General features: G+C 43.0%; 23 protein-coding genes and 1 tRNA gene. 19 read left to right on the top strand and 5 right to left on the bottom strand.

Annotation, left to right across the window (positions count from 1 at the left end; translation table 11 throughout):
* The 11 genes from pgl to tpx all read left to right on the top strand — a co-directional run bounded on the left by pgl (position 1) and on the right by tpx (position 10393).
* Positions 1-699: a 6-phosphogluconolactonase gene (gene pgl / locus E7T07_RS00445; RefSeq protein WP_135708971.1), complete on the top strand. Its 699-nt coding sequence runs from the start codon at positions 1-3 to the stop codon at positions 697-699.
* A gap of 41 nt (positions 700-740) precedes the next feature.
* Positions 741-1349: a glutathione S-transferase family protein gene (locus E7T07_RS00440; protein WP_135708970.1), complete on the top strand. Its 609-nt coding sequence runs from the start codon at positions 741-743 to the stop codon at positions 1347-1349.
* Between the two features lie 45 nt (positions 1350-1394).
* Entirely contained in the window at positions 1395-2414 is a 1020-nt protein-coding gene (locus E7T07_RS00435) for a PDDEXK nuclease domain-containing protein (protein WP_135708969.1), read from the top strand.
* Positions 2415-2422: 8 nt separating this feature from the next.
* Entirely contained in the window at positions 2423-2554 is a 132-nt protein-coding gene (locus tag E7T07_RS00430; protein ID WP_273404384.1) for a DUF1304 family protein, read from the top strand.
* Positions 2555-2559: 5 nt separating this feature from the next.
* Positions 2560-2892 (top strand): avidin-fold protein, encoded by a 333-nt coding sequence (locus E7T07_RS00425; protein WP_135708967.1) that lies wholly within the window; start codon positions 2560-2562, stop codon positions 2890-2892.
* Between the two features lie 56 nt (positions 2893-2948).
* Positions 2949-4403: a decarboxylating NADP(+)-dependent phosphogluconate dehydrogenase gene (gene gnd, locus E7T07_RS00420; protein WP_135708966.1), complete on the top strand. Its 1455-nt coding sequence runs from the start codon at positions 2949-2951 to the stop codon at positions 4401-4403.
* A gap of 167 nt (positions 4404-4570) precedes the next feature.
* A complete protein-coding gene (ilvD, locus tag E7T07_RS00415) occupies positions 4571-6415 on the top strand; it encodes a dihydroxy-acid dehydratase (RefSeq protein WP_135708965.1) in 1845 nt (614 codons plus the stop codon).
* A gap of 63 nt (positions 6416-6478) precedes the next feature.
* Positions 6479-7312 carry a ZIP family metal transporter gene (locus E7T07_RS00410; protein ID WP_135708964.1) on the top strand — a complete coding sequence of 278 codons (834 nt, stop codon included), beginning with the start codon at positions 6479-6481 and terminating at the stop codon, positions 7310-7312.
* Positions 7313-7317: 5 nt separating this feature from the next.
* Positions 7318-8856 carry a threonine ammonia-lyase, biosynthetic gene (ilvA, locus tag E7T07_RS00405; protein ID WP_135708963.1) on the top strand — a complete coding sequence of 513 codons (1539 nt, stop codon included), beginning with the start codon at positions 7318-7320 and terminating at the stop codon, positions 8854-8856.
* 41 nt (positions 8857-8897) lie between these two features.
* Complete coding sequence (locus E7T07_RS00400; protein WP_135708962.1) at positions 8898-9806, top strand: cation diffusion facilitator family transporter; 909 nt, start codon at positions 8898-8900, stop codon at positions 9804-9806.
* A gap of 86 nt (positions 9807-9892) precedes the next feature.
* The gene (gene tpx / locus E7T07_RS00395; protein ID WP_135708961.1) at positions 9893-10393 is read left to right on the top strand and encodes a thiol peroxidase; all 501 of its coding nucleotides are present in this window, start codon (positions 9893-9895) and stop codon (positions 10391-10393) included.
* Positions 10394-10457: 64 nt separating this feature from the next.
* On the opposite strand, the gene zapB is transcribed toward tpx, so the two are convergent.
* Positions 10458-10676 (bottom strand): cell division protein ZapB, encoded by a 219-nt coding sequence (gene zapB, locus E7T07_RS00390; RefSeq protein ID WP_135708960.1) that lies wholly within the window; start codon positions 10674-10676, stop codon positions 10458-10460.
* Positions 10677-10835: 159 nt separating this feature from the next.
* On the opposite strand from zapB, the gene glpX reads away from it, so the two are divergent.
* Complete coding sequence (gene glpX, locus E7T07_RS00385) at positions 10836-11849, top strand: class II fructose-bisphosphatase (protein ID WP_135708959.1); 1014 nt, start codon at positions 10836-10838, stop codon at positions 11847-11849.
* 44 nt (positions 11850-11893) lie between these two features.
* Here glpX and E7T07_RS00380 read toward each other — a convergent pair whose 3' ends face one another.
* The gene (locus tag E7T07_RS00380) at positions 11894-12148 is read right to left on the bottom strand and encodes a DinI-like family protein (RefSeq protein WP_135708958.1); all 255 of its coding nucleotides are present in this window, start codon (positions 12146-12148) and stop codon (positions 11894-11896) included.
* A gap of 343 nt (positions 12149-12491) precedes the next feature.
* Between E7T07_RS00380 and E7T07_RS00375 the strand changes: the two genes are divergently transcribed.
* From E7T07_RS00375 to E7T07_RS00360, 4 genes are all read left to right on the top strand, one after another.
* On the top strand, positions 12492-13334 hold the full coding sequence (locus tag E7T07_RS00375; RefSeq protein ID WP_135708957.1) for a DUF5718 family protein: 843 nt from the start codon (positions 12492-12494) through the stop codon (positions 13332-13334).
* A 121-nt stretch (positions 13335-13455) separates the two neighbouring features.
* The gene (locus E7T07_RS00370; protein ID WP_135708956.1) at positions 13456-13722 is read left to right on the top strand and encodes an oxaloacetate decarboxylase subunit gamma; all 267 of its coding nucleotides are present in this window, start codon (positions 13456-13458) and stop codon (positions 13720-13722) included.
* 14 nt (positions 13723-13736) lie between these two features.
* The gene (oadA, locus tag E7T07_RS00365; protein ID WP_135708955.1) at positions 13737-15548 is read left to right on the top strand and encodes a sodium-extruding oxaloacetate decarboxylase subunit alpha; all 1812 of its coding nucleotides are present in this window, start codon (positions 13737-13739) and stop codon (positions 15546-15548) included.
* A 10-nt stretch (positions 15549-15558) separates the two neighbouring features.
* The gene (locus E7T07_RS00360; RefSeq protein WP_135708954.1) at positions 15559-16863 is read left to right on the top strand and encodes a sodium ion-translocating decarboxylase subunit beta; all 1305 of its coding nucleotides are present in this window, start codon (positions 15559-15561) and stop codon (positions 16861-16863) included.
* A 124-nt stretch (positions 16864-16987) separates the two neighbouring features.
* Here the strand turns inward: E7T07_RS00360 and E7T07_RS00355 are convergent, their stop codons facing one another.
* The 3 genes from E7T07_RS00355 to selA form a co-directional block, all read right to left on the bottom strand.
* Positions 16988-17587 carry a YagU family protein gene (locus E7T07_RS00355; protein ID WP_135708953.1) on the bottom strand — a complete coding sequence of 200 codons (600 nt, stop codon included), beginning with the start codon at positions 17585-17587 and terminating at the stop codon, positions 16988-16990.
* 182 nt (positions 17588-17769) lie between these two features.
* Complete coding sequence (gene selB, locus E7T07_RS00350; protein ID WP_135708952.1) at positions 17770-19626, bottom strand: selenocysteine-specific translation elongation factor; 1857 nt, start codon at positions 19624-19626, stop codon at positions 17770-17772.
* The gene (gene selA / locus E7T07_RS00345; RefSeq protein WP_135708951.1) at positions 19623-21005 is read right to left on the bottom strand and encodes an L-seryl-tRNA(Sec) selenium transferase; all 1383 of its coding nucleotides are present in this window, start codon (positions 21003-21005) and stop codon (positions 19623-19625) included. Before selA ends, selB begins: the two co-directional genes overlap by 4 nt.
* A gap of 98 nt (positions 21006-21103) precedes the next feature.
* Here selA and E7T07_RS00340 point away from each other — a divergent pair.
* The 3 genes from E7T07_RS00340 to E7T07_RS00330 all read left to right on the top strand — a co-directional run bounded on the left by E7T07_RS00340 (position 21104) and on the right by E7T07_RS00330 (position 23939).
* A tRNA-Sec gene (locus tag E7T07_RS00340) sits at positions 21104-21198 on the top strand.
* A 246-nt stretch (positions 21199-21444) separates the two neighbouring features.
* Entirely contained in the window at positions 21445-21741 is a 297-nt protein-coding gene (locus E7T07_RS11230) for an Arm DNA-binding domain-containing protein (protein ID WP_135708950.1), read from the top strand.
* Positions 21742-22064: 323 nt separating this feature from the next.
* Entirely contained in the window at positions 22065-23939 is a 1875-nt protein-coding gene (locus tag E7T07_RS00330; RefSeq protein ID WP_135708949.1) for a PTS mannitol transporter subunit IICBA, read from the top strand.
* Positions 23940-23972: the final 33 nt, after the last annotated feature.

Below are 23972 nucleotides of genomic sequence, written 5' to 3'. Positions count from 1 at the left end.
ATGAACTACATCACATTCCCAACAGCACAAAGTGCGGTGGAAAAAATCGCACAAGAATTTGCGTTATATAGTCAATTAAACCGCCCTGTGCATATTTCTTTATCAGGCGGAAGTACGCCAAAACTGCTGTTTAAAACCCTTGCTCAAGAGCCGTATAAAAGCCAAATTCAATGGCAAAATCTCCATTTTTGGTGGGGCGATGATCGTATGGTTCCACCACAAGATCCTGAAAGTAATTACGGCGAAGTGCAAAAATTACTGTTCGATCATATCCAAATCCCGGCGGAAAATATCCACCGTATTCGTGGCGAAGAACCTGTTGAATCAGAGCTTAAACGTTTTGAGCAAGAGCTAAGTGCGGTCGTTTCGAATGGTGTTTTTGATTGGATTATTTTAGGGATGGGCACAGACGGACATACGGCGTCTTTATTCCCACAACAAACGGATTTCAATGATCCGAATTTAGCTGTGATTGCCAAACACCCTGAAACAGGGCAAATCCGCATTTCCAAAACCGCTAAATTGATTGAACAAGCAAAACGCATTACTTATTTAGTCACCGGGGCAAGCAAAGCGGAAATTCTCAAAGAAATCCAAACCACCCCGGCAGAAAACCTGCCTTACCCGGCGGCAAGAATTAAAGCGAAAAATGGCGTAACGGAATGGTATTTGGATAAGGATGCGGCGAAGTTGTTGTAACAAACAATTAAATTTATCAGCAATTTTTAAAAGGAAATCAAATGTATCAACTCTATTTTAATCCACCCAAATCCTCATGGTCATTACGCATATGGATTTTGCTTAAAGAATTAAATATTTCCTTTGAACCTAAAATTGTGCGTTATTTAGATGATTTGAATGAACAACATAAGCAATTTAAAAATTTTTCGCCAACAGCCAAAATTCCTGTTTTACATGCAAATGGCGTCATCATTTGGGATAGTCTTGCCATTACGGAATTTTTAGCGGAAAGTTATCCGCAAATTTGGGCAGAAGATAAAATAGTACGAGCATGGTCGAGATCGGCATGTGCAGAAATGCATTCGGGGTTTGAGCATTTACGGAATATTTGTAATTTTGATCCGCTAGCGCATACCCCACTCACTGAAGTACCACGGGTACTAGAATTAGAGTTGGAAAGATTAAATGAATTATTACAGCAGGGATTAATACAATTTGGCGGCAACTTTTTAGCTGGTGAACGTTTTACTGCTGTGGATGCTTTTTTTGTGCCTGTTATGCTACGTATAAGAACCTATGATTTACATCGTTACTTCAGTCCACAAGTACTGAAATATCAAGACAGAATTTTATCATTAGAAACATTAAAAATGTGGTTGGAAAGCTAAAGGTAGCATTAAGTTTTAACTAACAAACGACTGTCAGGGTAAACTATGGATTTAATCAACAGCAGTTATCTTTTAGAAATTAAACAAATTCTCGCCAATGCACGCCAAAAGGCTTATACCGCAGTCAATTCAGCAATGGTTGAAGCCTATTGGAAAATTGGCGAACGCATTGTTTTGGAAGAACAAAATGGCGCTGATCGAGCGGCTTATGGGAAAGAGATTATTAAAAATCTTTCCCTTGAATTAACGAATGAATTTGGAGCTGGTTTTGGAGAACGTAATATCCGAAATTTCCGCCAGTTTTATTTGATGTTCCAAGATTTAGAGATTTGGAAATCAGTGATTTCCAAATTGACGTGGACACATATTCAACGCACTTTAAAAATCAGTAACGACAAAGCTCGTCTTTATTATCTAAAAGAAGCGGCTGAAAATAATTGGTCGGTAAGAACCCTTGATCGCAACATTTCTACGCTGTATTACGACCGCTTGTTGGCAAGCCAAGATCAAAGCATCGTCAAAGCGGAGATGTTGGAAAAATCTGTGCCATTACAAGCCAGTGATTTGATTAAATCGCCCACTGTTTTGGAGTTTTTAAATTTGCCTACCAACTTGGCATACACCGAAGCAGAGCTAGAAAAAGCGTTAATTGATAATCTGCAACAATTTATGTTGGAACTGGGCAAAGGCTTTGCTTTCGTAGCTCGCCAACAATGTATCCGTACCGAAACGTCCGATTTCTTTATTGATTTGGTCTTTTACAATTACATTTTAAAATGCTTTGTGATCGTTGAGTTGAAAACAGAAAAACTCACACATCAAGACATTGGGCAACTGGATATGTATGTGCGAATGTACGATGATTTGCAAAAACGCCCTGATGATAACCCCACTATCGGCTTGTTACTTTGCACCGAAACCGATAGCGTGGTGGCGAAATATTCGGTATTGAACGATAGCTCGCAGCTTTTTGCCAGCAAATATATGGCATATTTACCATCAGAAGAAGAGTTGGTACGAGAAATTGAAAATCAGAAAATGATTTTTGAGCAAAATCATAGTTAGGAAAAATGATGTCAATATTCTTTTTAAGTTGCGTGATTATGGCGGCGGTTTATGGGGCAATCAGTGCGAAGAATAAAGGGATTTTGATTAAACAGGGATTGCCGGCGATGTTGGCGTTAGTGGCAAATTTACTCACATAGAGGTAATAATGAACTTAAACCAAAAAGTTTTTACAGCACTTCAAAATTGTGAAACAGGTGAAGTGAGCAACCAAACCCAATTTCATTATTATCAACAAGATAAAATGATTTGGGCTGAATATTCGGGTGGTGAAATTTTAAAAGGTTTTTTAATCGGAAAATGGATAAATGCCTCACAAATTGAGTTTACTTACCAACATTTAAACCAAAAACTAGAAAATCGACTTGGACGTTGTGTCACAACATTTGAAGTAGAGAATGGCAAATTAATAGGGACAGAACATTGGCAATGGTTAGATACCCTTGAGCAAGGTTCTTCGTTAATTAAAGAAATTTAATTTAAAGTGCGGTTAATTTTCCGCAAATAAGTTTAACAATCCAACAGGAGCAAAAAATGTCAGTAAAAGGCGATATCGGCGTTATCGGTTTAGCGGTAATGGGTCAGAACCTTATTTTAAATATGAACGACAACGGCTTTAAAGTCGTGGCGTATAACCGTACTACGTCAAAAGTGGACGAGTTTTTAGCAGGAGCGGCGAAAGGCACGAACATTATCGGGGCGTATTCGTTAGAAGATTTAGCTGCGAAATTAGAAAAACCACGCAAAGTAATGTTAATGGTGCGTGCAGGTGAAGTGGTTGATCAATTTATTGATGCACTATTACCGCACTTAGAAGAGGGCGACATCATCATTGATGGCGGTAACTCAAACTACCCAGATACCAACCGCCGTGTGAAAGCATTAGCGGAAAAAGGCATTCGCTTTATCGGCTCGGGTGTATCGGGCGGTGAAGAAGGCGCACGTCACGGGCCTTCTATTATGCCGGGCGGTAATGAAGAGGCGTGGCAATATGTGAAGCCGATTTTCCAAGCAATTTCAGCGAAAACCGACAAAGGCGAGCCTTGCTGTGACTGGGTGGGCAAAGAAGGTGCTGGCCACTTCGTGAAAATGGTACACAACGGTATCGAATACGGCGATATGCAGTTAATCTGTGAAGCCTACCAGTTCTTAAAAGACGGTTTAGGTTTAAGCTATGATGAAATGCAGGCGATCTTTGCTGAATGGAAAAACACTGAATTAGATAGCTATTTAATCGACATTACGACCGATATTTTAGGCTACAAAGACACAGACGGCACACCGTTAGTGGAAAAAATCCTTGATACCGCAGGTCAAAAAGGTACAGGTAAATGGACAGGGATCAACGCATTAGATTTCGGTATTCCATTAACTTTAATCACTGAGTCAGTGTTTGCTCGTTGCGTATCTTCATTCAAAGATCAACGTGTTGCTGCCTCTAAATTATTCAACAAAACTATCGGTAAAGTTGAAGGCGACAAACAAGTTTGGATCGAAGCGGTGCGTAAAGCGTTATTGGCATCAAAAATTATCTCTTACGCACAAGGCTTTATGCTGATTCGTGAAGCGTCTGAAAACTTCGGTTGGGACATCAACTACGGTGCAACGGCGTTATTATGGCGTGAAGGTTGTATCATTCGTAGCCGTTTCTTAGGCAACATTCGAGATGCTTACGAAGCGAACCCGGATTTAATCTTCTTAGGGTCAGATGCGTACTTCAAAGGCATTTTAGAAAACGCATTAAGCGACTGGCGTAAAGTGGTAGCGAAATCGATTGAAGTCGGTATCCCAATGCCTTGTATGGCAAGTGCGATCACGTTCTTAGACGGTTATACCTCTGAGCGAGTGCCTGCAAACTTACTGCAAGCACAACGTGACTACTTCGGCGCGCATACTTATGAGCGTACCGACAAACCTCGTGGCGAATTCTTCCATACAAACTGGACGGGACGTGGCGGGAATACAGCATCGACTACGTATGATGTGTAGTTTCTTGTCATCTAAATAACATCAAAACTGACCGCACTTTTAAACCAGTGCGGTCTTTTATTAAACGAAATAATCCGTAATTTCTCACGACAGTTTTTTATTATTTCGCGCGAGCTGTGCTAGAATATCGCGCATCAAACACAACCTTATTTGACTTGGAGAATCTTATGCCAGTTTTACGTTCAGCGACATCAACTCAAGGTCGCAATATGGCAGGCGCACGTGCGTTATGGCGTGCAACAGGAATGAAAGAAAACGACTTCGGCAAACCGATTATTGCCGTAGTGAACTCATTTACCCAGTTCGTGCCGGGTCACGTGCATTTACGTGATGTGGGCAAATTAGTCGCGGAAGAAATCGAAAAAGCAGGCGGCGTGGCAAAAGAATTTAATACCATTGCAGTGGATGATGGGATCGCGATGGGTCACGGCGGTATGCTTTATTCTTTACCAAGCCGCGATTTAATTGCCGACAGCGTGGAATATATGGTCAATGCCCATTGCGCAGATGCGATGGTGTGTATTTCAAACTGCGACAAAATCACCCCGGGGATGTTAATGGCAGCAATGCGTTTGAACATTCCAACCATTTTCGTTTCAGGCGGTCCAATGGAAGCGGGGAAAACCAAATTATCTGACCAATTAATCCGTTTAGACTTAATCGATGCGATGATTCAAAGTGCGGACTGCAATGTGTCCGATTCAGACGTGGACGCTATTGAGAAAGCCGCTTGCCCAACTTGTGGCTCTTGCTCAGGAATGTTTACCGCCAACTCAATGAACTGTTTAACGGAAGCATTAGGCTTATCTTTGCCGGGTAACGGTTCGATGCTTGCCACGCATGCAGACCGCAAAGAACTCTTTTTAGAAGCAGGTCGCCGCATTGTGGATTTATGCAAACGTCATTATCAAGAAGACGATTACAGCGTATTACCACGCTCAATCGCGACCTTTGATGCCTTTGAAAATGCCATGAGCTTGGATATTGCCATGGGCGGCTCAAGTAACACCGTTTTACACTTACTTGCCACCGCACAAGAAGCCGGCGTGGATTTCAAAATGGCGGATATTGACCGTTTATCACGCATTGTGCCTTGCTTAAGCAAAATCGCGCCAAACACCAATAAATACCATATGGAAGATGTTCACCGCGCAGGTGGGATTATGGGCATTTTAGGGGAATTGGATCGCGCCGGTTTAATCCACCGCAATGTGAAAACCATTCTGGGTTTAACCATGGAAGAACAGTTAAACCAATACGATATTATGCGCAACAAAGACGCGGATTTACATAAATTCTTCCGCGCAGGCCCTGCCGGTATTCGCACCACAGAAGCCTTTTCACAAGATTGCCGTTGGGATTCGGTAGATGATGACCGTGCAACGGGTTGTATCCGTGATCGCGCGCACGCCGTGACCGAAGAAGGCGGTTTAGCGGTATTATTCGGCAATATTGCCAAAGACGGTTGTATCGTGAAAACCGCAGGCGTAGATGAATCCATTTGGAAATTTACCGGTAAAGCCATTGTGTTTGAAAGCCAAGAAGACGCGGTAGCCGGCATTTTAGGTGGTAAAGTGAAAGAAGGTCACGTGGTGGTTATCCGTTACGAAGGCCCGAAAGGCGGCCCGGGTATGCAAGAAATGCTTTACCCAACCAGCTACTTAAAATCCATGGGCTTGGGCAAAAAATGTGCGTTATTAACAGACGGTCGTTTCTCAGGCGGTACTTCAGGCTTATCCATCGGTCATGCTTCACCGGAAGCGGCATCAGGCGGTGCCATTGCCTTAGTACAAGACGGCGATACCATTGAAATCGACATTCCTAACCGCTCTATTCATCTTGCGATTTCCGATGAAGAAATGGCAGCTCGCCAAGGGGAAATGGAAGCGCGTGGTGATAAAGCGTGGCAACCCGTTAGCCGCGAACGTGAAGTTTCCTTCGCGTTAAAAGTGTTTGGTCACTTTGCCACATCCGCAGATAAAGGTGCGGTGCGCGATAAAACCAAACTGTAATCCATAAAGCGCGGTTAAAAATATTGTCTTTTTTGACCGCGCTTTCCATATTAAGGATCGCGTATGGTAGATTATTTCTTATCTCTTAATCCTGTTTGCCAAGCCTTTGCCGCAGGATTATTTACTTGGGCATTAACAGCCTTTGGTGCCGCATTCGTTTTTTTCTTTAAAAATGTTAACCGTAAGTTACTCGATATCTTAATGGGTGCCGCCGCAGGTGTGATGATTGCCGCGTCCTTTTGGTCGTTGCTATCCCCTGCGCTGGATTATGCGGAAGCGGATTATGGCAAATTTGCGTGGGCACCTGTCACCATCGGTTTCTTGTTCGGCGGATTTTTCTTACGTTTTATTGACCATATTGTGCCGCATCTGCATTTAAGCAAACCCATTACAGAAGCAGAAGGTGGCGCGCTTTACAACAAAAAGAAACTGTCCAAATCTACCTTACTTTTTTTAGCGATCACGATTCATAATTTCCCCGAAGGTCTTGCTGTGGGTGTCACTTTTGGCGCATTAGCTTCACAAGTTCCCAATGTGGATATTTCAGTCATGGCGGCAATTAGCTTAGCTCTCGGTATTGGTTTGCAGAATATTCCCGAAGGGGCAGCACTTTCTTTGCCTATCCGTGCAGAAGGAAAAAGTCGCACAAAAGCCTTTGCCTACGGTGCAATGTCTGCCATTGTGGAACCTATCGGCGCGGTAATGGGGGCGGCTTTTGTTATGTCTATGACTAATATTTTGCCCTACGCCCTTGCCTTTGCGGCCGGTGCAATGATTTTCGTTGTGGTTGAAGAATTAATTCCTGAATCACAAAGCGGTGGAAACAGCGATAGTGCAACCCTTGGTTTATTACTTGGGTTTGTGGTAATGATGATTTTAGATGTGGCTTTAGGATAAATAACATGACACATACTCTTCCAACTCAACCAACAGGTGCGGAATATCTCCGTGCCGTATTAAGCTCTAAAGTTTACGAATTAGCGATGGTGACACCATTGCAGCCAATGACGAAGCTTTCAGACAAACTCGGCAATCAAATTTTTGTAAAACGCGAAGATCGCCAACCTGTACATAGTTTTAAATTGCGTGGTGCTTACGCCATGATTGCAGGCTTAACCCAAGCGCAAAAAGACGCCGGCGTTATTACAGCTTCCGCAGGCAACCACGCCCAAGGCGTTGCTTTATCCGCGAAAAATGCGGGCATTCGTGCCTTAATCGTGATGCCACAAAATACACCGAGCATTAAAGTGGATGCTGTGCGTGGTTTTGGGGGCGAAGTGTTATTACACGGCGCTAATTTTGATGAAGCCAAAGCCAAAGCTATCGAGTTATCAAAAAGCCAAAATATGACCTTTATTCCGCCCTTTGATCATCCTGCAGTCATCGCGGGGCAAGGTTCTATTGGTTTGGAATTATTGCAGCAAAATACCCATATTGATCGCGTTTTTGTCCCTGTGGGCGGTGGCGGTTTAGCCGCCGGCGTTGCGGTTTTAATTAAACAATTAATGCCGGAAATCAAAGTAATTGGGGTGGAAAGCAAAGACAGCGCCTGTTTATTTGCCGCATTAAAAGCCGGTGGACCTGTTGATTTAGCACGTGTTGGCTTATTTGCAGATGGTGTGGCGGTGAAGCGTATCGGCGATGAAACGTTCCGCGTTTGCCAACAATATATTGATGAAGTGATTACCGTAGATGGTGATGAAATTTGTGCTGCGATGAAAGATATGTTTGAAAACGTGCGTGCGGTTTCGGAACCATCGGGTGCGTTATCCTTGGCGGGTTTGAAAAAATATGTGAAAGAACACAATATCAAAGGGGAAACCTTGGTTAACATTCTGTCTGGGGCGAACTTGAATTTCCATACACTACGCTATGTGTCCGAACGCTGTGAAATTGGTGAACAAAATGAAGCGGTCTTTGCGGTAACCATCCCAGAGCAACGCGGCAGCTTCTTAACGTTCTGCCAAATCTTAGGACAAAATGCGGTGACAGAATTTAATTACCGCTATGCCGATGAAAAACAAGCACGTATTTTCGTGGGCGTTCGTATTACAGGTGCGGAAGAAAAGGTAGCCATTTTGACACAGCTTAAACAAGGTGGCTATGATGTGGAAGATTTGTCCGATGATGAAATCGCGAAAACTCACATTCGCTATATGATTGGCGGGCGTTCAAGCAGTCAATTAAACGAACGTTTGTATAGTTTTGAATTCCCTGAGCAAAAAGGCGCGTTGTTAAAATTCTTAGAAACCCTTGGCACAACACAAGCCAATATTTCGCTATTCCATTATCGTGGACACGGCGCAGACTATGGCGATGTACTGGCGGGTTTCCAAATTGAAGAAAAAGATTTGCCTGCCTTTAATCAACATTTAGAAGCGTTGGGTTACGCCTATCAAGATGTGACAAATAGCCCGGCTTATCAGTACTTCTTGAGTTAAGCATCTATTAAAGTGCGGTGAAAATGCTTTAGGTTTTGCGAATGGAACAACAATATTCCAAATATGTTAAACGTGCAGCAATGTTGGCAATTGTGGTCTCAACATTGCTGATTATCATCAAAGGTATTGCTTGGTGGTACACGGATTCGGTGGCGATTTTAGCGGCGATGACAGACAGCCTTGTGGATTTATTCGCTTCTTGCACCAATATGCTGGTGTTACGCTATGCGTTACAACCTGCGGATAAAAATCATTACTTTGGCCATGGCAAAGCCGAATCGCTTGCCGCACTCGCGCAAAGTGCCTTTATTACAGGTTCCGCATTGTTTCTGTTACTACAAGGCAGTCAACGTATTGCTAATCCTGAAAACATCGAAAATAACGGCCTAGGCGTTGCGGTCAGTTTGGTCTCTATCTTATTGACCTTGGCTTTGTTAATGTATCAACGAAAGGTCATTAGATTGACCCAAAGCCCTGCCATTGAAGCAGATAAATTGCATTACCAAACAGATTTACTGATGAACAGCGCCATTCTCGTTGCCATGCTGTTAAACATGTATGGGATGATTTATGCCGATGGGATTTTTGCTATTCTTATTGCGCTCTATATTTTCATAAGTGCATTAAAAATGAGTTGGGAAGCGGTTCAAACCTTACTAGATCGCGCCTTACCCGATGAAGAAATCCAGCAAATGATTCAACTGGCAGAAGCACAAGAAAAGGTATTAGGCGTACATGATATTGGCACCCGCCAAGTGGGGAACATTAAATTTATTCAGTTGCATTTGGAGCTGGATGATGATCTTCCATTAATTACCGCACACGATATTGCTGATAAGGTGGAACAGGCTATTTTAAGCCAATTCCCGACTGCCAAAATTGTTGTTCATCAAGAACCAAAGTCTGTTGTGGCAAAAGAAAATAGCCATCGCCATGAAATCCTTGAATAAAATGCCCCTTGAGCTTGTGGAAAGGTAAATCTTATGTAATGATGACATCATATCAAATATTTTAGTCACTCAAAAAAGGAGATCAAATGAGCCAAATAACCATGATGGGCAACCCCATTGAATTAGCAGGAACCTTCCCGAAAGTCGGCGATATCATCGGTGATTTCGTTCTAACCGGAAAAGAGTTAAATGATGTGTCATTAGTTGAATTTTCAGGCGTTCGCAAGGTTTTAAATATCTTCCCAAGCATTGATACGGGCACTTGTGCCACATCAGTACGTAAATTTAATGAAAAAGCCGCCAACTTAGCCAATACCGTTGTGCTTTGCATTTCAGCAGATTTACCTTTCGCACAAGCCCGTTTCTGTGGTGCAGAAGGGATTGAAAATGTGAAAACCCTTTCTACTTTCCGCCATAAAGAATTACATCGTCAATTGGGCGTAGATATTACTTATGGTGTGTTAGCGGGGTTAACCGCTCGCGCTGTGATTGTCTTAGATGAGCACAATAACGTCTTACACAGTGAGCTGGTGTCAGAATTAAAAGATGAACCTAATTATGATGCGGCATTGGCTGTATTAAGCTAAGAGATACTAAAAAAGCGACTTGGAAGTCGCTTTTTTTGGAAGTGAAATTTGATGACTACACCAATTACACGTTATCAATTTGACCTAATAATGAACGTAAACGATCTTGCCAGTTATTGTGTTCTGCTTTTAATTGTTCATTTTCATTACGAAGGGTTTCGTTTGCCGCGTTCACCTGAGTATTTTTCTCTTTTAATTCTTCCACTTCTAATTGAAGTAATTGAATAGTTTCAACAGCTTGGCGAATTTTGCCTTCTAATTGATCTAAAATTTCTAATGACATAATAATTTCCTTTAATAAAAATGTGTGATCATTCTACCCTAGATTGCATGGAATTTAAAATCCTAAAAAAGATTTTTTATTTGATGGCAAAATATTTTTTCGCAATCGTTTTCGCTAGTGCTAAAATGCGGAAAATTTTAGCCAAATAAGGACAATCAAATGGATAGATCATTAGCAATTGAATTCTCTCGTATCACTGAAGCCGCTGCGCTCGCCGGCTTTACTTGGTTAGGACGTGGCGATAAAAATGCAGCAGATAATGCTGCCGTCACGGCCATGCGTTTTATGCTAAATAACATCAATATGGATGCGGAGATTGTGATTGGTGAAGGTGAAATTGATGAAGCACCTATGCTGTATATTGGTGAAAAACTCGGTACGGGAAAAGGTGAGAAAGTGTCGATTGCAGTCGATCCTATTGACGGCACACGAATGACTGCCATGGGGCAAGCCAATGCGATTTCGGTACTCGCCGCCGGTGGTGCCGAAACATTCTTACGCGCGCCGGATATGTACATGGAAAAATTAGTCGTAGGCCCGGAATTAAAAGGCATGATTGACCTCAATTTAGATATTGAACAAAACTGCCGCCGTGTGGCATCCCGACTTGGGAAATCTATTAGTCAATTAACGGTGATGGTACTTGCCAAACCGCGCCACGATGATGTAATTAAACAAATTCAACAACTGGGTGCACGCGTTATTTGTATCCCTGACGGTGATGTAGCGGGATCTGTTTTATGTTGTTTACCCGATAGTGATGTAGATATGTTATATGGTATTGGTGGCGCACCGGAAGGTGTGGTCGCTGCGGCGGCAATCCGAGCCTTGGGCGGTGATATGCAAGCGCGTTTATTGCCACGTCATTTAGTAAAAGGCGATACCCCTGAAAATCGTCAAATTGCAGAACAGGAAATCCAACGTTGCAAAGAGAACGGCGTGGAAGTCAATACGGTTCTGCCATTAGAACATTTAGTGAAAGATGATAATCTCGTATTCGTTGCAACGGGAATTACCAACGGAGACTTACTAAAAGGTATTCAACGCAAAGATAATTTGGCCACCACGGAAACCTTACTCATCCGCGGTAAATCTCGCACTATTAGACGTATTCAATCGATGCATTATTTAGATCGAAAAGATGCTGAGATTTATGAGTTATTAAGCGAATAAGATGCTAGTGCGGTCAAAAAATCAAGTGTTTTGACCGCACTCTTTTAAATCTCAACTAAGGAATCATCTGCCCACAATTCTTCCAAATATTCCATAAATTTACTTTTTTCGTCTTTATCTTTAAAGCCCGTCACTTCCACCCCGGCAGAACTCGAAAAGCGAATCCGAACCTGTACATCGGCAAATTTCTCTGCAATACGCTTCGGCAAACGGTCTTGCAAAACAGCGATCATTGCCGCTTGATACTCTGCTTTTTTTCGATCTTTTTCTTGGGTAAAACGAATGTCAATTTGTTTCATATATCACCTCATTTAATTGATTTTATATACAGTTATTATATTATCCAAAATTAAATACTGTCAATATAAATAGTGATAAAAATATCAGTTTTACTGTATTTATTCATATACACATGACGAGGTTGGTATTATGCTAGAATTTCCGATATTATGTAGTAGTTGCACAAGACGATCGTTGAGCCTGTCGAAACCTCAGTCTTGTGCGATTGCTGAAATGCCTTATGGTTCGACAAGCTCACCAACCGCCATTTCAGCTTTGTGCAAGTACTACAGAATACCGAGAATTTCACAAGTATAAGATTTTCCACTCTCTTGATATCACTCATTCAAATAGGAAAAACACATGCAAAACAAACACTTTATTGGTTTAGGCGTGGCCGGCAATTTTGCCGGGCATTTAGAGCAAGCGGGCGAAGCGGCGGATTTCGTGAATGTCAAAACGCAAGAAGCGGTGCAGCCAAAGGCTATTTTTCCGTTTTATGTACCCGGTGAAAAATTAGACCCACTCACTCAATTTTTAAGCGAATTTCCTATTTCATCCGATACCTTAAATTTTCCGCAGAATGCGGATAATTTGCAGATTGAGCCTGAAATTGCATTAATTTGTGATATTCAATATAGCGAAGAAACCCCGAAAAAAGTGACCGCACTTTTACCGACTCATTTTGCGGCTTATAACGATTGTTCCATTCGCCGTCCGAACGCCCGTAAAATTTCAGAGAAAAAGAATTGGGGCGCAAATTCAAAAGGGTTGTCTGCCCATTGGATTGCATTAGATCGCTTTACACTGGGGGGCAATATCGATGATTATCATATTGCTTGTTTCCATCAACGTCAGGGGCAATTAAAGGAATACGGCATTGATAGCCAAGCGTTAGGTTACAGCTATTTCCACGAAAAATTGCTGAATTGGATTGTGGATAGAATGAATCATCAACCTGACGAAGGCCCAATGAATGATATTGCCACTTTACTGAAACAAGCCGATTACCCAAGCAAAGCCATTATTAGTATTGGTGCTACGCGTTATACTGAATTTGGTGAAAAAAACTTCTTGCAAGTGGGCGACACCTCAATGGTTGTGGTTTACAACGGCAAACAATATCAACATGCTCAAATTGTTGAAATGGCAGAAAAAGGACAATTTTCGCCTGATGTTTCAGCGTTAGTTCAAAAAGTAAAATAACATCCTAAAGCGCGGTCAAATTTGACTGCGTTTTTTATTGTTTATTGTGATCTTGCTCACAGTTTTGCTGAAACGAATTCAGTAGAATAAGGACGTTATTTTGTAATAAAGGAAATGAAATATGACCCCAGCAGCGTTGTTTGGCGAAGGGATTAATCTGATGTTGTCAGGGATGGGCTTTGTACTGCTCTTTTTGTTGATTTTAATTTGGGCAATTCGCGCGAGTTCAAAACTGATTAACCGTTTTTTCCCCGAACCGCTTCCCACTCCAAAAACACAACCAAAATCCACCGCACTTTCTGCGGATTCTGTGTCTGATTTAGAGCGTCTTCGCCCTGTGATTGTGGCGGCTATTGCTCATCATCGCCGTTCTCAAGGCTTAAATTAATAAAGGATTGTATTATGACTAAAAAAATTAAAATTACTGATGTGGTTTTACGTGATGCCCACCAATCTCTTTTTGCAACACGTATGCGTTTAGATGATATGTTGCCCATTGCAGCGGAATTAGATGATATTGGGTATTGGTCGTTAGAAGCTTGGGGCGGTGCAACCTTTGATAGCTGTATTCGCTTTTTAGGGGAAGACCCTTGGGTGCGTTTGCGTGAGTTGAAAAAAGCCTGTCCGAAAACGCCTTTGCAAATGCTGTTGCGCGGTCAAAATTTATTAGGTTATCGCCATTATGCCGATGACGTGGTGGAGCGTTTTGTGGAACGTTGCGTGGCAAATGGGATGGATGTGTTCCGTGTGTTTGATGCCTTAAACGACCCTCGCAATATGAAAGCGGCATTGCAAGCGGTGAAAAAACACGGTGGGCATGCGCAAGGGACATTAAGTTATACCACAAGCCCGGTGCATACCTTGCAAACTTGGTTGGATACCACAGAACAGTTATTGGAAATTGGCGTAGATAGCCTTGTGATTAAAGATATGTCGGGGATTTTAAACCCAATGGCGGCGGCTGAGTTGGTCGGTGAAATCAAAAAACGTTTTGATGTTCAACTACATTTACATTGCCACGCCACTACGGGGATGTCTGAAATGGCATTATTGAAAGCCATTGAAGCCGGCGTAGACGGTGTGGATACGGCGATTTCTTCGATGTCCGGCACCTATGGGCACCCTGCTACAGAAGCTATTGTAGCAACCTTGCAAGGCACCGAATTTGATACCGGTTTAGATATTCCGCGTTTAGAGAAAATTGCCGCGTATTTCCGTAATGTGCGTAAAAAATATGCGAAATTTGAGGGGCAATTACGTGGCGTGGATAGTCGCATTTTAGTTGCGCAAGTACCGGGTGGTATGTTAACCAATTTGGAAAGCCAACTCAAACAACAAAATGCAACCGACAAATTGGATTTGGTGTTAGAAGAAATTCCACGTGTACGTAAAGATTTGGGCTATATTCCATTGGTAACGCCAACATCACAAATTGTGGGAACCCAAGCGGTGATCAATGTGTTAATGGGCGAACGTTATAAAACCATTGCCAAAGAAACCGCAGGCATTTTAAAAGGCGAATACGGTAAAACTCCTGCGCCTGTTGATGCCGCATTACAAGCGCGCGTATTGGAAGGTGCACAACCTATCACTGACCGCCCGGCGGATCATATTGCCCCTGAAATGGCAAAAATTGAAGCAGATGTGGTGGCGCAAGCAAAAGAAAAAGGTGTGAAATTAGCTGAAAACACCGTGGATGATGCCTTAATTGTGGCGTTATTCCCACAAATTGCGTGGAAATTCTTAGAAAATCGCGACAACCCTGCCGCTTTTGAACCTGCACCTACGGCAGAAGAACCTGCGAAAAGTGCGGTGGAAAATAAAGCTGTTTCTAAACCAACGCAAGCGTCAGGTTCGGCTGTTTATACCGTGGAATTAGAAGGCAAAGCCTTTGTGGTGAAAGTGACGGAAGGCGGTGATATTACCCATATTGCGCCAACTACTGCACCAGCTACAACAGCAGCTGCACAACCAACGGCGGCACCGGCACCAAGTGCAGGTGGTGTGCCGGTAACGGCACCGATGGCCGGTAACATTTGGAAAGTGGTGGCCACAGAAGGGCAATCTGTTGCAGCGGGCGATGTGTTATTTATTCTCGAAGCCATGAAAATGGAAACGGAAGTGAAAGCTGCACAAGCAGGTGTGGTACGCGGTATTCAAGTGAAAGCAGGCGATGCGGTTGCGGTGGGCGACACTGTGATGACCCTGGCTTAAGGAGTAAAGCATGGAGAGTATTATTGCTTTAATTCAAGGGATGGGCATTATGCACATAGAATGGGGGCAAGCCGTAATGCTTGCCATCAGTGTGCTGTTGCTGTGGCTTGCCATTTCCAAAAAATTTGAGCCCCTTTTGTTATTGCCTATCGGTTTCGGCGGATTGCTGTCCAATATTCCTGAAGCCGGATTGGCGATGACCGCCTTGGAAAACCTGTTGCATTTAGGTTCGCCTGAGCAAATTGGCGCGATTGCGGCGCATTTGGGGGTAGCAGCAGATCCCGCGGCCATTAAGACCGCACTGACCAGCGTACCTGCTTCGGTGATGAACCAATTGGAAACCATGTCTGTGGATATGGGTTATAACGCAGGGATTTTAGCCTTGTTCTATAAAGTCGCCATTAGTTATGGCGTAGCTCCGTTGGTGATTTTTATGGGCGTGGGCGCGATGACCGACTTTGGTCCTTTGCTTGCCAATCCCAAAACCTTATTACTTGGTGCAGCGGCACAGTTCGGGATTTTCGCCACCGTATTGGGTGCGTTAGCGTTAAATTATTTCGGGATTATCGAATTTACGTTACCGCAAGCGGCATCCATCGGGATTATCGGGGGCGCAGACGGCCCAACGGCAATTTATTTAACCAGCAAACTGGCCCCTGAGTTATTAGGAGCGATTGCGGTGGCGGCTTATTCTTATATGGCGTTAGTACCGTTAATCCAACCGCCGATTATGAAAGCCTTGACCACAGAAGAAGAGCGCAAAATTCGGATGACGCAATTACGTAACGTCAGCCAAACAGAAAAAATCTGCTTCCCGATTATTTTGCTTTTACTCGTTGGTTTATTATTGCCTGACGCCGCGCCGTTATTGGGGATGTTCTGTTTTGGTAATTTAATGAAAGTCAGCGGCGTGGTCGATCGTTTAAGCGATACCACACAAAACGCGCTCATTAATATTACCACCATTGTGTTGGGCTTATCTGTAGGCTCCAAACTGATTGCAGATAAATTCCTACAACCGCAAACCTTAGGGATTTTATTACTTGGTGTGATTGCCTTTGGGATCGGTACAGGTAGCGGTGTGTTAATGGCGAAATTGATGAACAAATTCAGCAAAAACAAAATCAACCCGCTTATCGGTTCTGCAGGTGTCTCTGCCGTCCCAATGGCAGCACGTGTATCAAATAAAGTGGGCTTAGAAGCCGATAACCAAAACTTCTTACTCATGCACGCCATGGGCCCAAATGTGGCCGGCGTAATTGGCTCTGCTATCGCGGCAGGGGTAATGTTGAAATATGTGACAGCAATGATGTAACCCCCATTACCCTTTAGCTGATCGATCAAATCAAAGCGATAAGTAGGCAAAAACAAAAAACTGAGCTGATATGACTCAAGCTCAGTTTTTTTATTTTTCTTTATATCTTGTGTTAATTAAAAAATTAACGGTATGGTTGATCTAAAGGAATTTCCGCATCCGGTTGTTTTGTGATGCGGTTGCGTAAGTCACGGCGGATCATTTCAATTGACCAGAACCAGAAGATGTGACCTACTAATTCAGAAATGTGTTCGTATAATGGCCATTCTGCAACCGGTGGGGTTAAACCTAAGGCTGGGAATGTGATGTAGTGAACACAGATGTTCGCGATAATACCTGCGCCGATACCTTGCCAAAATTTAATTTTCGGGAAGATTTCAGCCACGATACAGTAACCGATCGCAAACACTAATGAGAAAATCATGTGTGTTACACCGATTGAGTTAAACGGATGATCGGCAAAAGTGAATGCGATAGTTTGGTAAGGATCAAGACCAAGGTAATCACGTAAAAAAACAGCCGGTGGGTTTAATACCGCGCGAGAACACACTTCTAATGCTTGTGATGGATCTTGGCATGCCGCAACGAATAAATCTAATGGGCTACGTGGTGGAAATGGGTGTTCAGCACCCCATTTTACGAAAGCTGAAATGATACCGGCGATGATACCAACGAAAACTGCAACACCATAACGGCGGCGAGATGTTTCTGTAAATAATGCCATTTTTGGCTCCGAAGTAAAAATATTTAAAAATTTAACCGCGCTTTTTCAATTGCTTCAAAGTCAATCCTGTAAAACACGGCACCTTTCCTTACCCAAATCGGGTGAAGTGGGCAGATTTTATGCTCTTGAGCAAAATAGTCAAGAAAAACATCCCCCAAAGGGGTAGATTAATTGATGCGTTATTAGTCAAAAATATCGCCATCACGCAAAATATGGGCATTGCCTTTGCGGCGTAAAAAGCCACATCGATCGTAATATTCCATCAATTGAACGGTGAGTTTTCGACCAAATTGAAGTTCATCACGTAATTGGTTAACGCTGATTTCACCTTGTGCCTTGAGCATTTCTTTCACGCGTTTAGCATAGGCATAAACCGTCTCCGTTAAAAAGAAACGATCTTTTACAATGGGCATTAAATAGCCCAACTTGCCCGCTTTGTATAAGAAATTACGCATTTGCGTTTCGTCCATTGCTAAGGCGGTGGCAATATCGCGCACCCACAATGGCTGTCCGTTGGCTTGAATAAATTCCCGTAAAACCGCTTTCCAATGTTCACGTTCTTCCGCAGAAAACGCCAATTGATGTTCGGGCAAATGTAACCAACCGCGACTTTGGGCTAATTTGCCTGTTGCCAATAATTCATCCACAAAATAGTAAATTAATTTTTCGGGTTGATTTAGCGCACTCATGCGATACAAACGCGCTTTAGCCACACCGATTTGATCAGGATGTTGCGCGTGATAAAAGCCTAGTGCGGTCAACATTTTCCGGTTTTGTTGGGTTTGATAATCTTGATTAAAACACCAATCTTGGAAACGTATTTGTTGGTTCTGCGTAAGAATTTCGCTTAATTGCTGATCCGTTAATTGTTCAACCCAACGCAAATAGGTCGCGCTGACCGCTTGATCTTGCAAATACAACGCAATCCGTTCTGCCGCATTGTTGGTTTGGGCTAAATTCGTTACAAAATTTAACCGCACTTCGCTACGTTTATGGCGTTTCGGTGAATGGATTTCCAACACACGACCGCCGGCAATGAGATGTTTATTGTCGCCACTGCGCAAAATGACTTTATCGCCTACCGTCAAAAAGAAGGGTTTTTCTAATATTATTTCGGCGTAAACCTGTTCATTCGGTTGGGCTGATTTCACATTGAGCAAGCCTAATTTTCCTACACAGCGTGAAGCCGCGTGATAAATATGCACAGACTGATTTTCGCTTAATGGGGTTTCTGCGGTGAGCTGAACGGTAATGCGATCCGTAGGTTCGGGCGGCTGTTCTGCCAATAACCAATCACCGCGTTCAATGCTTGCCCGCTCCAATTCTCCGTGAATATTTAAGGCTAACCGTTGACCCGCTATGCCTTGCTCATTGGGTTGATTTTGAGCGTGAATGGCTTTGATGCGGACTTTTTCGCCTGTGGATAAATAAAGTTCGTCATTCACGCAAACCTTGCCACTAAATGCCGTGCCTGTGACCACCGTGCCTGCGCCTTTGAGCGTAAAAATTCGATCAATGGCATAACGGAAAGGTTTGGTACTATCCGCTAAATTTGGTAGTGCGGTCAAAAATTCACGTAATTCCGCAATGCCTTGTTGTGTGGTGGCAGAAGTAACAAAGAACGGTGAATGCGCTAAAAAAGGATAATTTGTCGTGATCTTTGCTTTAAGATCTTCGATTTGTTGCGAATCAGCGCGATCTGACTTAGTGATCACCACGAGAATTTGTGCTAATTGCAATTGGCGCAAAATGGCTAAATGCTCTTGGGTTTGCGCTTGAATCCCTTCATCCGCAGCCACAATTAACATCGCATAATGAATTCCCCCAAGCCCCGCTAACATATTTGCCAAGAATTTTTCATGCCCCGGAACGTCAATAAAGCCCAGCACGTTGTCGCCCACGGGTAAGTAGGCATAACCTAAATCAATGGTCATTCCCCGCTTTTTTTCTTCGGGCAAATGGGCGGTGTTTGTGCCGGTTAGGGCTTGCAATAAGGCTGTTTTTCCGTGGTCAACGTGACCGCTTGTGACAATAATCATAGTTCTTCCAACGTTTTAAATAAAGCATCTGTATCCGCAACAGAACGCATATCTAACCAAATTTTACCCTGTTCAACTCGCGCAATCATTGGCGTAGTTAAGGTTTTAAAGCGAGCTAAAAGTGCGGTTAATTTTCCACTCTTTTCGGCAATGGTTACCGCAAGAGAGGGAATTTGCGCCATAGGTTGCGAACCGCTACCGATTTGTGCCGAACTAGCTTCGATTTGCAAGGAATACGCCGAATTTAATTGTTTTTCTAACCGCGCTTTAACCTGTTCCGCTTTATATTGCAATGTATCAAGAGATTGTGTGAGTAAACGCAAAGTAGGCAATTTTTCCGCGAGTTTTTCGGGTTGAAGATATAAACGTAAAGTCGCTTCTAAACCCGCTAAAATTGCTTTATCACAGCGCAAAACGCGTTTTAACGGATGTGCTTGGAGTTGATCTATTAATGCTTTTTTACCGACAATAATACCGGCTTGCACGCCACCCAATAATTTATCCCCCGAAAACGAAATTAAATCCACGCCTTGTACGAGTTTTTCTTGTACGGTTGGCTCTTTGGGAAGGTGATATTGGCTTAAATCAACCAATGCGCCACTGCCTAAATCACTGATGACGGGAATATTGAATTCTTGCCCCAAAGCGACAAGTTCCGCCTCTTCTACCGCAGAAGTAAAACCACAAATTTGGTAGTTACTGCTATGAACTTTCATTAAAAAGGCAGTATTTTCGTTGATTGCGTTGCGATAATCTTTTAAATGGGTACGATTGGTTGTTCCCACTTCCACCAGCGTACAACCTGCTTGTGCCATAATATCGGGAATACGAAATGCACCGCCGATTTCAATGAGCTCGCCACGAGAAATAATCACTTCCTTGCCTTTCGCAAAGGTCGCTAACATCAGCAAAACCGCAGCCGCATTGTTATTCACCACACAAGCCGCTTCCGCTCCCGTCAACGCAAAAATCAAATCGCTAATATAATTATCCCGATGACTGCGGCGACCGTCTTCTAAATCATATTCCAGTGCCACATTGCCGCCCATTGCCTGCAATGCCGCCTGCTGTGCGCTTTCTGCCCATAAAGCACGCCCAAGGTTGGTATGCAATACAGTACCGGTTAAATTATGTACCGCTTGAATTTGAACTTGGCTTTGTTGGGTTAATTGGCGTTGAATTTCCGCCAAAGTGCGGTCAATTTCAGCAAAATAGGGTGGAAGTTGCTGCGTTGATTTAATGGCTTCGCGACCTTGTTCAATGAGTTTTCGACACACATTGACCACGGCACTATGCCCAAATTCAGCAATAAGTTGTTCGCCTTGCGGCAGTTTGAGTAATTTATCCACAGAAGGCAGTTGGCGAAAAAGTGCGGTCATCATGGCTCTCGTTTTTTGATCTTGTGTTGAAAATGGATGTCATTATATCGCAAAATTTGACCGCACTTAAATAATCGGTTAGAGTAACGTCACCTTTCGGAAGGGCGTCATCTCCGGTGAGGTGGCAGGACTTCAAATCCTGTTGAGGACGCCAGCGTTCTCGGGTGGGTTCGACTCCCATTCCCTTCCGCCACTAAACCTTTCCTAACGTAAACAGAAATCAACAAAAATAGCAAAATTCCTTGTTACTTATTTTTGGATAGACCCTTTTACAAACAGGCTTCAGAGTACGTTAATTTTTACGAGCTGATATTGAAATCCTTGTTACTTTTTCAATGAGAAAACACAATGCAATACAAGCTAACAGATACAAAAATCAAGCAAGCCAAGAGCAAGGATAAAGATTATCCCCTTACTGATGGTGGCGGGTTGCGTTTAATTGTGCGTTCTAACTGGTTCAAAGGTCTTTGTTTTTAACTACAACAGACCTTACACCAAAAAGAAAAATAACATTACTTTGGGGGCTTATCCGGAAATATCCCTAAAGCAAGCAAGAGAACGACACGCACAGGCGCGCGCCTTACTGGCGCAAAATATAGACCCAGTTCAACACCGAGAACAGGATAACGCATTTAAAGACGCATTTCAGGGCGCAATGAATGAAAAGCTAGGCAAATGGCTTATAGTTCAACAAGCTCACCAACCGTCATTTAAGCTTTGTGCAAATGTCACATAATAGTGTTTTTTTCGGCCTCAGCGAGGCTGGGCTTAATGAACCTAGCACGATTCCTGCTAGGGATTTCTTAAATATGAATATTATTAACCATTTAAAGCGCGGTAGAAAAATAATGTTTTTTCACCGCGCTTTTTTGTGATGTAGATCACAAAATTTTCGCTAATCATTTAAAACTGTGATCTTCGTCACATTTTTAAAAAAGAGACCAAAAAATATTTTGTGATCAGGATCACAGATCTCATCAAAACAATTTCGGCTTTGATTTTCCTTATGCTATTTTCAGCACATCAAAAATCCGTTTTCTTATTTATTGGAGAAATCAAATGTTATCAGCAAGTGCTAAAGTGAAAATCCAAAGTTTTGGACGTTTCCTATCAAATATGGTGATGCCGAATATCGGTGCATTTATTGCGTGGGGGTTTATCACCGCGCTTTTTATTCCAACAGGTTGGTTGCCGAATGAGCAATTGGCAAAACTCGTTGGGCCGATGATTACGTATTTATTACCCCTTTTAATTGGTTATACCGGTGGTAAATTAGTGGGCGGCGATCGCGGTGCGGTTGTGGGCGCGATTACCACTGCAGGTGTGATTGTGGGAACGGATATCCCAATGTTCCTAGGCGCAATGATTGCAGGTCCGACTGGCGGTTGGGCAATCAAACATTTTGACAAATGGGCAGATGGCAAAATCAAAAGTGGTTTTGAGATGTTAGTGAATAACTTCTCATCAGGTATCATTGGGATGATTTTAGCTATTTTGTTCTTCTGGGTTGTGGGACCGGCAGTAAAAGTGATCTCTAGCTGGTTAGCGGCCGGTGTGGATGTCTTAGTTAACGCAGGCTTATTGCCGTTAACCTCAATCTTCGTGGAACCTGCGAAAATCCTATTCTTAAATAACGCCATTAACCACGGTATTTTCTCGCCGTTAGGTATCCAACAAGCACAAGAATTTGGTCAATCTGTCTTCTTCTTAATTGAAGCGAACCCAGGCCCGGGTCTAGGTGTGTTGTTAGCCTATATGTTATTCGGTAAAGGTTCAGCTAAACAAACATCAGGCGGTGCAGCGATTATCCACTTCTTCGGTGGTATCCACGAAATTTATTTCCCTTATGTGTTAATGAACCCGCGCTTAATCCTTGCAGTGATTGCAGGTGGTGCGACAGGCGTATTCACATTAGTGTTATTCAATGCCGGTTTACAGGCACCCGCTTCACCAGGTTCAATCATTGCGGTATTAGCGATGACACCAAAAGCGTCTTTCATGGGGGTGATTCTCTCTGTTATTGCGGCAACTGCGGTGTCTTTTGTGATTGCTTCATTCTTTGTGAAATTACAAAAAGAAGAAGATGCCGGCAAATTAGAAGAAGCACAAGCGGCATCAAAAGCGATGAAAGGCGGTGCGAGCCAACAACAAGTGACCGATTACAACGGCTTGAAAAAAATCTTCGTTTCTTGTGATGCGGGTATGGGTTCAAGCGCAATGGGCGCAAGTATGTTGCGTAAAAAAGTGAAAGATGCAGGTTTACCAATTGAAGTAGCAAACTGTGCGATCAACGATTTACCTGAAGATGCGCGTTTAGTGATTACCCATCAAGACTTAACCTTACGTGCGAAAAAACAAGTACCAAACGCCATGCATTTATCATTAACAAACTTCTTAGATAACAAATTCTATGACAGTTTAGTGAATGATTTAAAAGCGAATTTTGATGAAAAAGCCCCTGCGACAGAAGCCAAAGCGGATGAAATTTCGGTTAATGGCACAACCTTTAGTTTGAAACCTGAGCAAATCTTCTTGGGCTTAGAAGCAACGGACAAATTTGATGCCATTCGCTTTGCCGGTGAGCAACTTGTTAAAGCCGGTTTTGTGCAACCAAGCTATGTGGATGCCATGTTTGAGCGCGAAAAATTGGTTTCGACTTACCTTGGCGAAGGGGTCGCTGTGCCACACGGTACTATTGAAGCCAAAGATGCGGTGCTTAAAACCGGTGTAGTCGTTTGCCAATATCCGGCCGGTGTACGTTTTACCGATGATGAAGACGGCGTAGCGAAATTGGTGATTGGTATTGCGGCACGTAACAATGAGCATATCCAAGTCGTATCAGCGATTACAAACGCATTAGACAGCGAAGAAGCGATTGAATTACTCACCTCAACCAATGATGTGAATAAAGTACTTGAGTTGTTAAAAGCATAAGATGCTAGGGCAAATGTAATTTGCCCTACGCAT

The sequence above is a fragment of the Actinobacillus porcinus genome, from assembly GCF_901764995.1.
Lineage (GTDB): Bacteria > Pseudomonadota > Gammaproteobacteria > Enterobacterales > Pasteurellaceae > Exercitatus > Exercitatus porcinus.
Note: the sequence above shows the minus strand (reverse complement) of the source record. Positions and strands in the feature narration are given on the sequence as shown.

Bases quoted from the DNA above. Each gene is read 5' to 3' on its own strand.
- gnd (WP_135708966.1), top strand. From the start codon at position 2,949: ATGTCAGTAAAAGGCGATATCGGCGTTATCGGTTTAGCGGTAATGGGT.
- E7T07_RS00400 (WP_135708962.1), top strand. From the start codon at position 8,898: ATGGAACAACAATATTCCAAATATGTTAAACGTGCAGCAATGTTGGCA.
- E7T07_RS00435 (WP_135708969.1), top strand. From the start codon at position 1,395: ATGGATTTAATCAACAGCAGTTATCTTTTAGAAATTAAACAAATTCTC.
- pgl (WP_135708971.1), top strand. From the start codon at position 1: ATGAACTACATCACATTCCCAACAGCACAAAGTGCGGTGGAAAAAATC.
- selB (WP_135708952.1), bottom strand. From the start codon at position 19,626: ATGATTATTGTCACAAGCGGTCACGTTGACCACGGAAAAACAGCCTTA.
- zapB (WP_135708960.1), bottom strand. From the start codon at position 10,676: ATGTCATTAGAAATTTTAGATCAATTAGAAGGCAAAATTCGCCAAGCT.
- selA (WP_135708951.1), bottom strand. From the start codon at position 21,005: ATGACCGCACTTTTTCGCCAACTGCCTTCTGTGGATAAATTACTCAAA.
- glpX (WP_135708959.1), top strand. From the start codon at position 10,836: ATGGATAGATCATTAGCAATTGAATTCTCTCGTATCACTGAAGCCGCT.
- E7T07_RS00360 (WP_135708954.1), top strand. From the start codon at position 15,559: ATGGAGAGTATTATTGCTTTAATTCAAGGGATGGGCATTATGCACATA.
- E7T07_RS00375 (WP_135708957.1), top strand. From the start codon at position 12,492: ATGCAAAACAAACACTTTATTGGTTTAGGCGTGGCCGGCAATTTTGCC.
- E7T07_RS00380 (WP_135708958.1), bottom strand. From the start codon at position 12,148: ATGAAACAAATTGACATTCGTTTTACCCAAGAAAAAGATCGAAAAAAA.
- tpx (WP_135708961.1), top strand. From the start codon at position 9,893: ATGAGCCAAATAACCATGATGGGCAACCCCATTGAATTAGCAGGAACC.
- E7T07_RS00440 (WP_135708970.1), top strand. From the start codon at position 741: ATGTATCAACTCTATTTTAATCCACCCAAATCCTCATGGTCATTACGC.
- oadA (WP_135708955.1), top strand. From the start codon at position 13,737: ATGACTAAAAAAATTAAAATTACTGATGTGGTTTTACGTGATGCCCAC.
- E7T07_RS00410 (WP_135708964.1), top strand. From the start codon at position 6,479: ATGGTAGATTATTTCTTATCTCTTAATCCTGTTTGCCAAGCCTTTGCC.
- ilvD (WP_135708965.1), top strand. From the start codon at position 4,571: ATGCCAGTTTTACGTTCAGCGACATCAACTCAAGGTCGCAATATGGCA.
- ilvA (WP_135708963.1), top strand. From the start codon at position 7,318: ATGACACATACTCTTCCAACTCAACCAACAGGTGCGGAATATCTCCGT.
- E7T07_RS00330 (WP_135708949.1), top strand. From the start codon at position 22,065: ATGTTATCAGCAAGTGCTAAAGTGAAAATCCAAAGTTTTGGACGTTTC.
- E7T07_RS00355 (WP_135708953.1), bottom strand. From the start codon at position 17,587: ATGGCATTATTTACAGAAACATCTCGCCGCCGTTATGGTGTTGCAGTT.
- E7T07_RS00370 (WP_135708956.1), top strand. From the start codon at position 13,456: ATGACCCCAGCAGCGTTGTTTGGCGAAGGGATTAATCTGATGTTGTCA.
- E7T07_RS00430 (WP_273404384.1), top strand. From the start codon at position 2,423: ATGTCAATATTCTTTTTAAGTTGCGTGATTATGGCGGCGGTTTATGGG.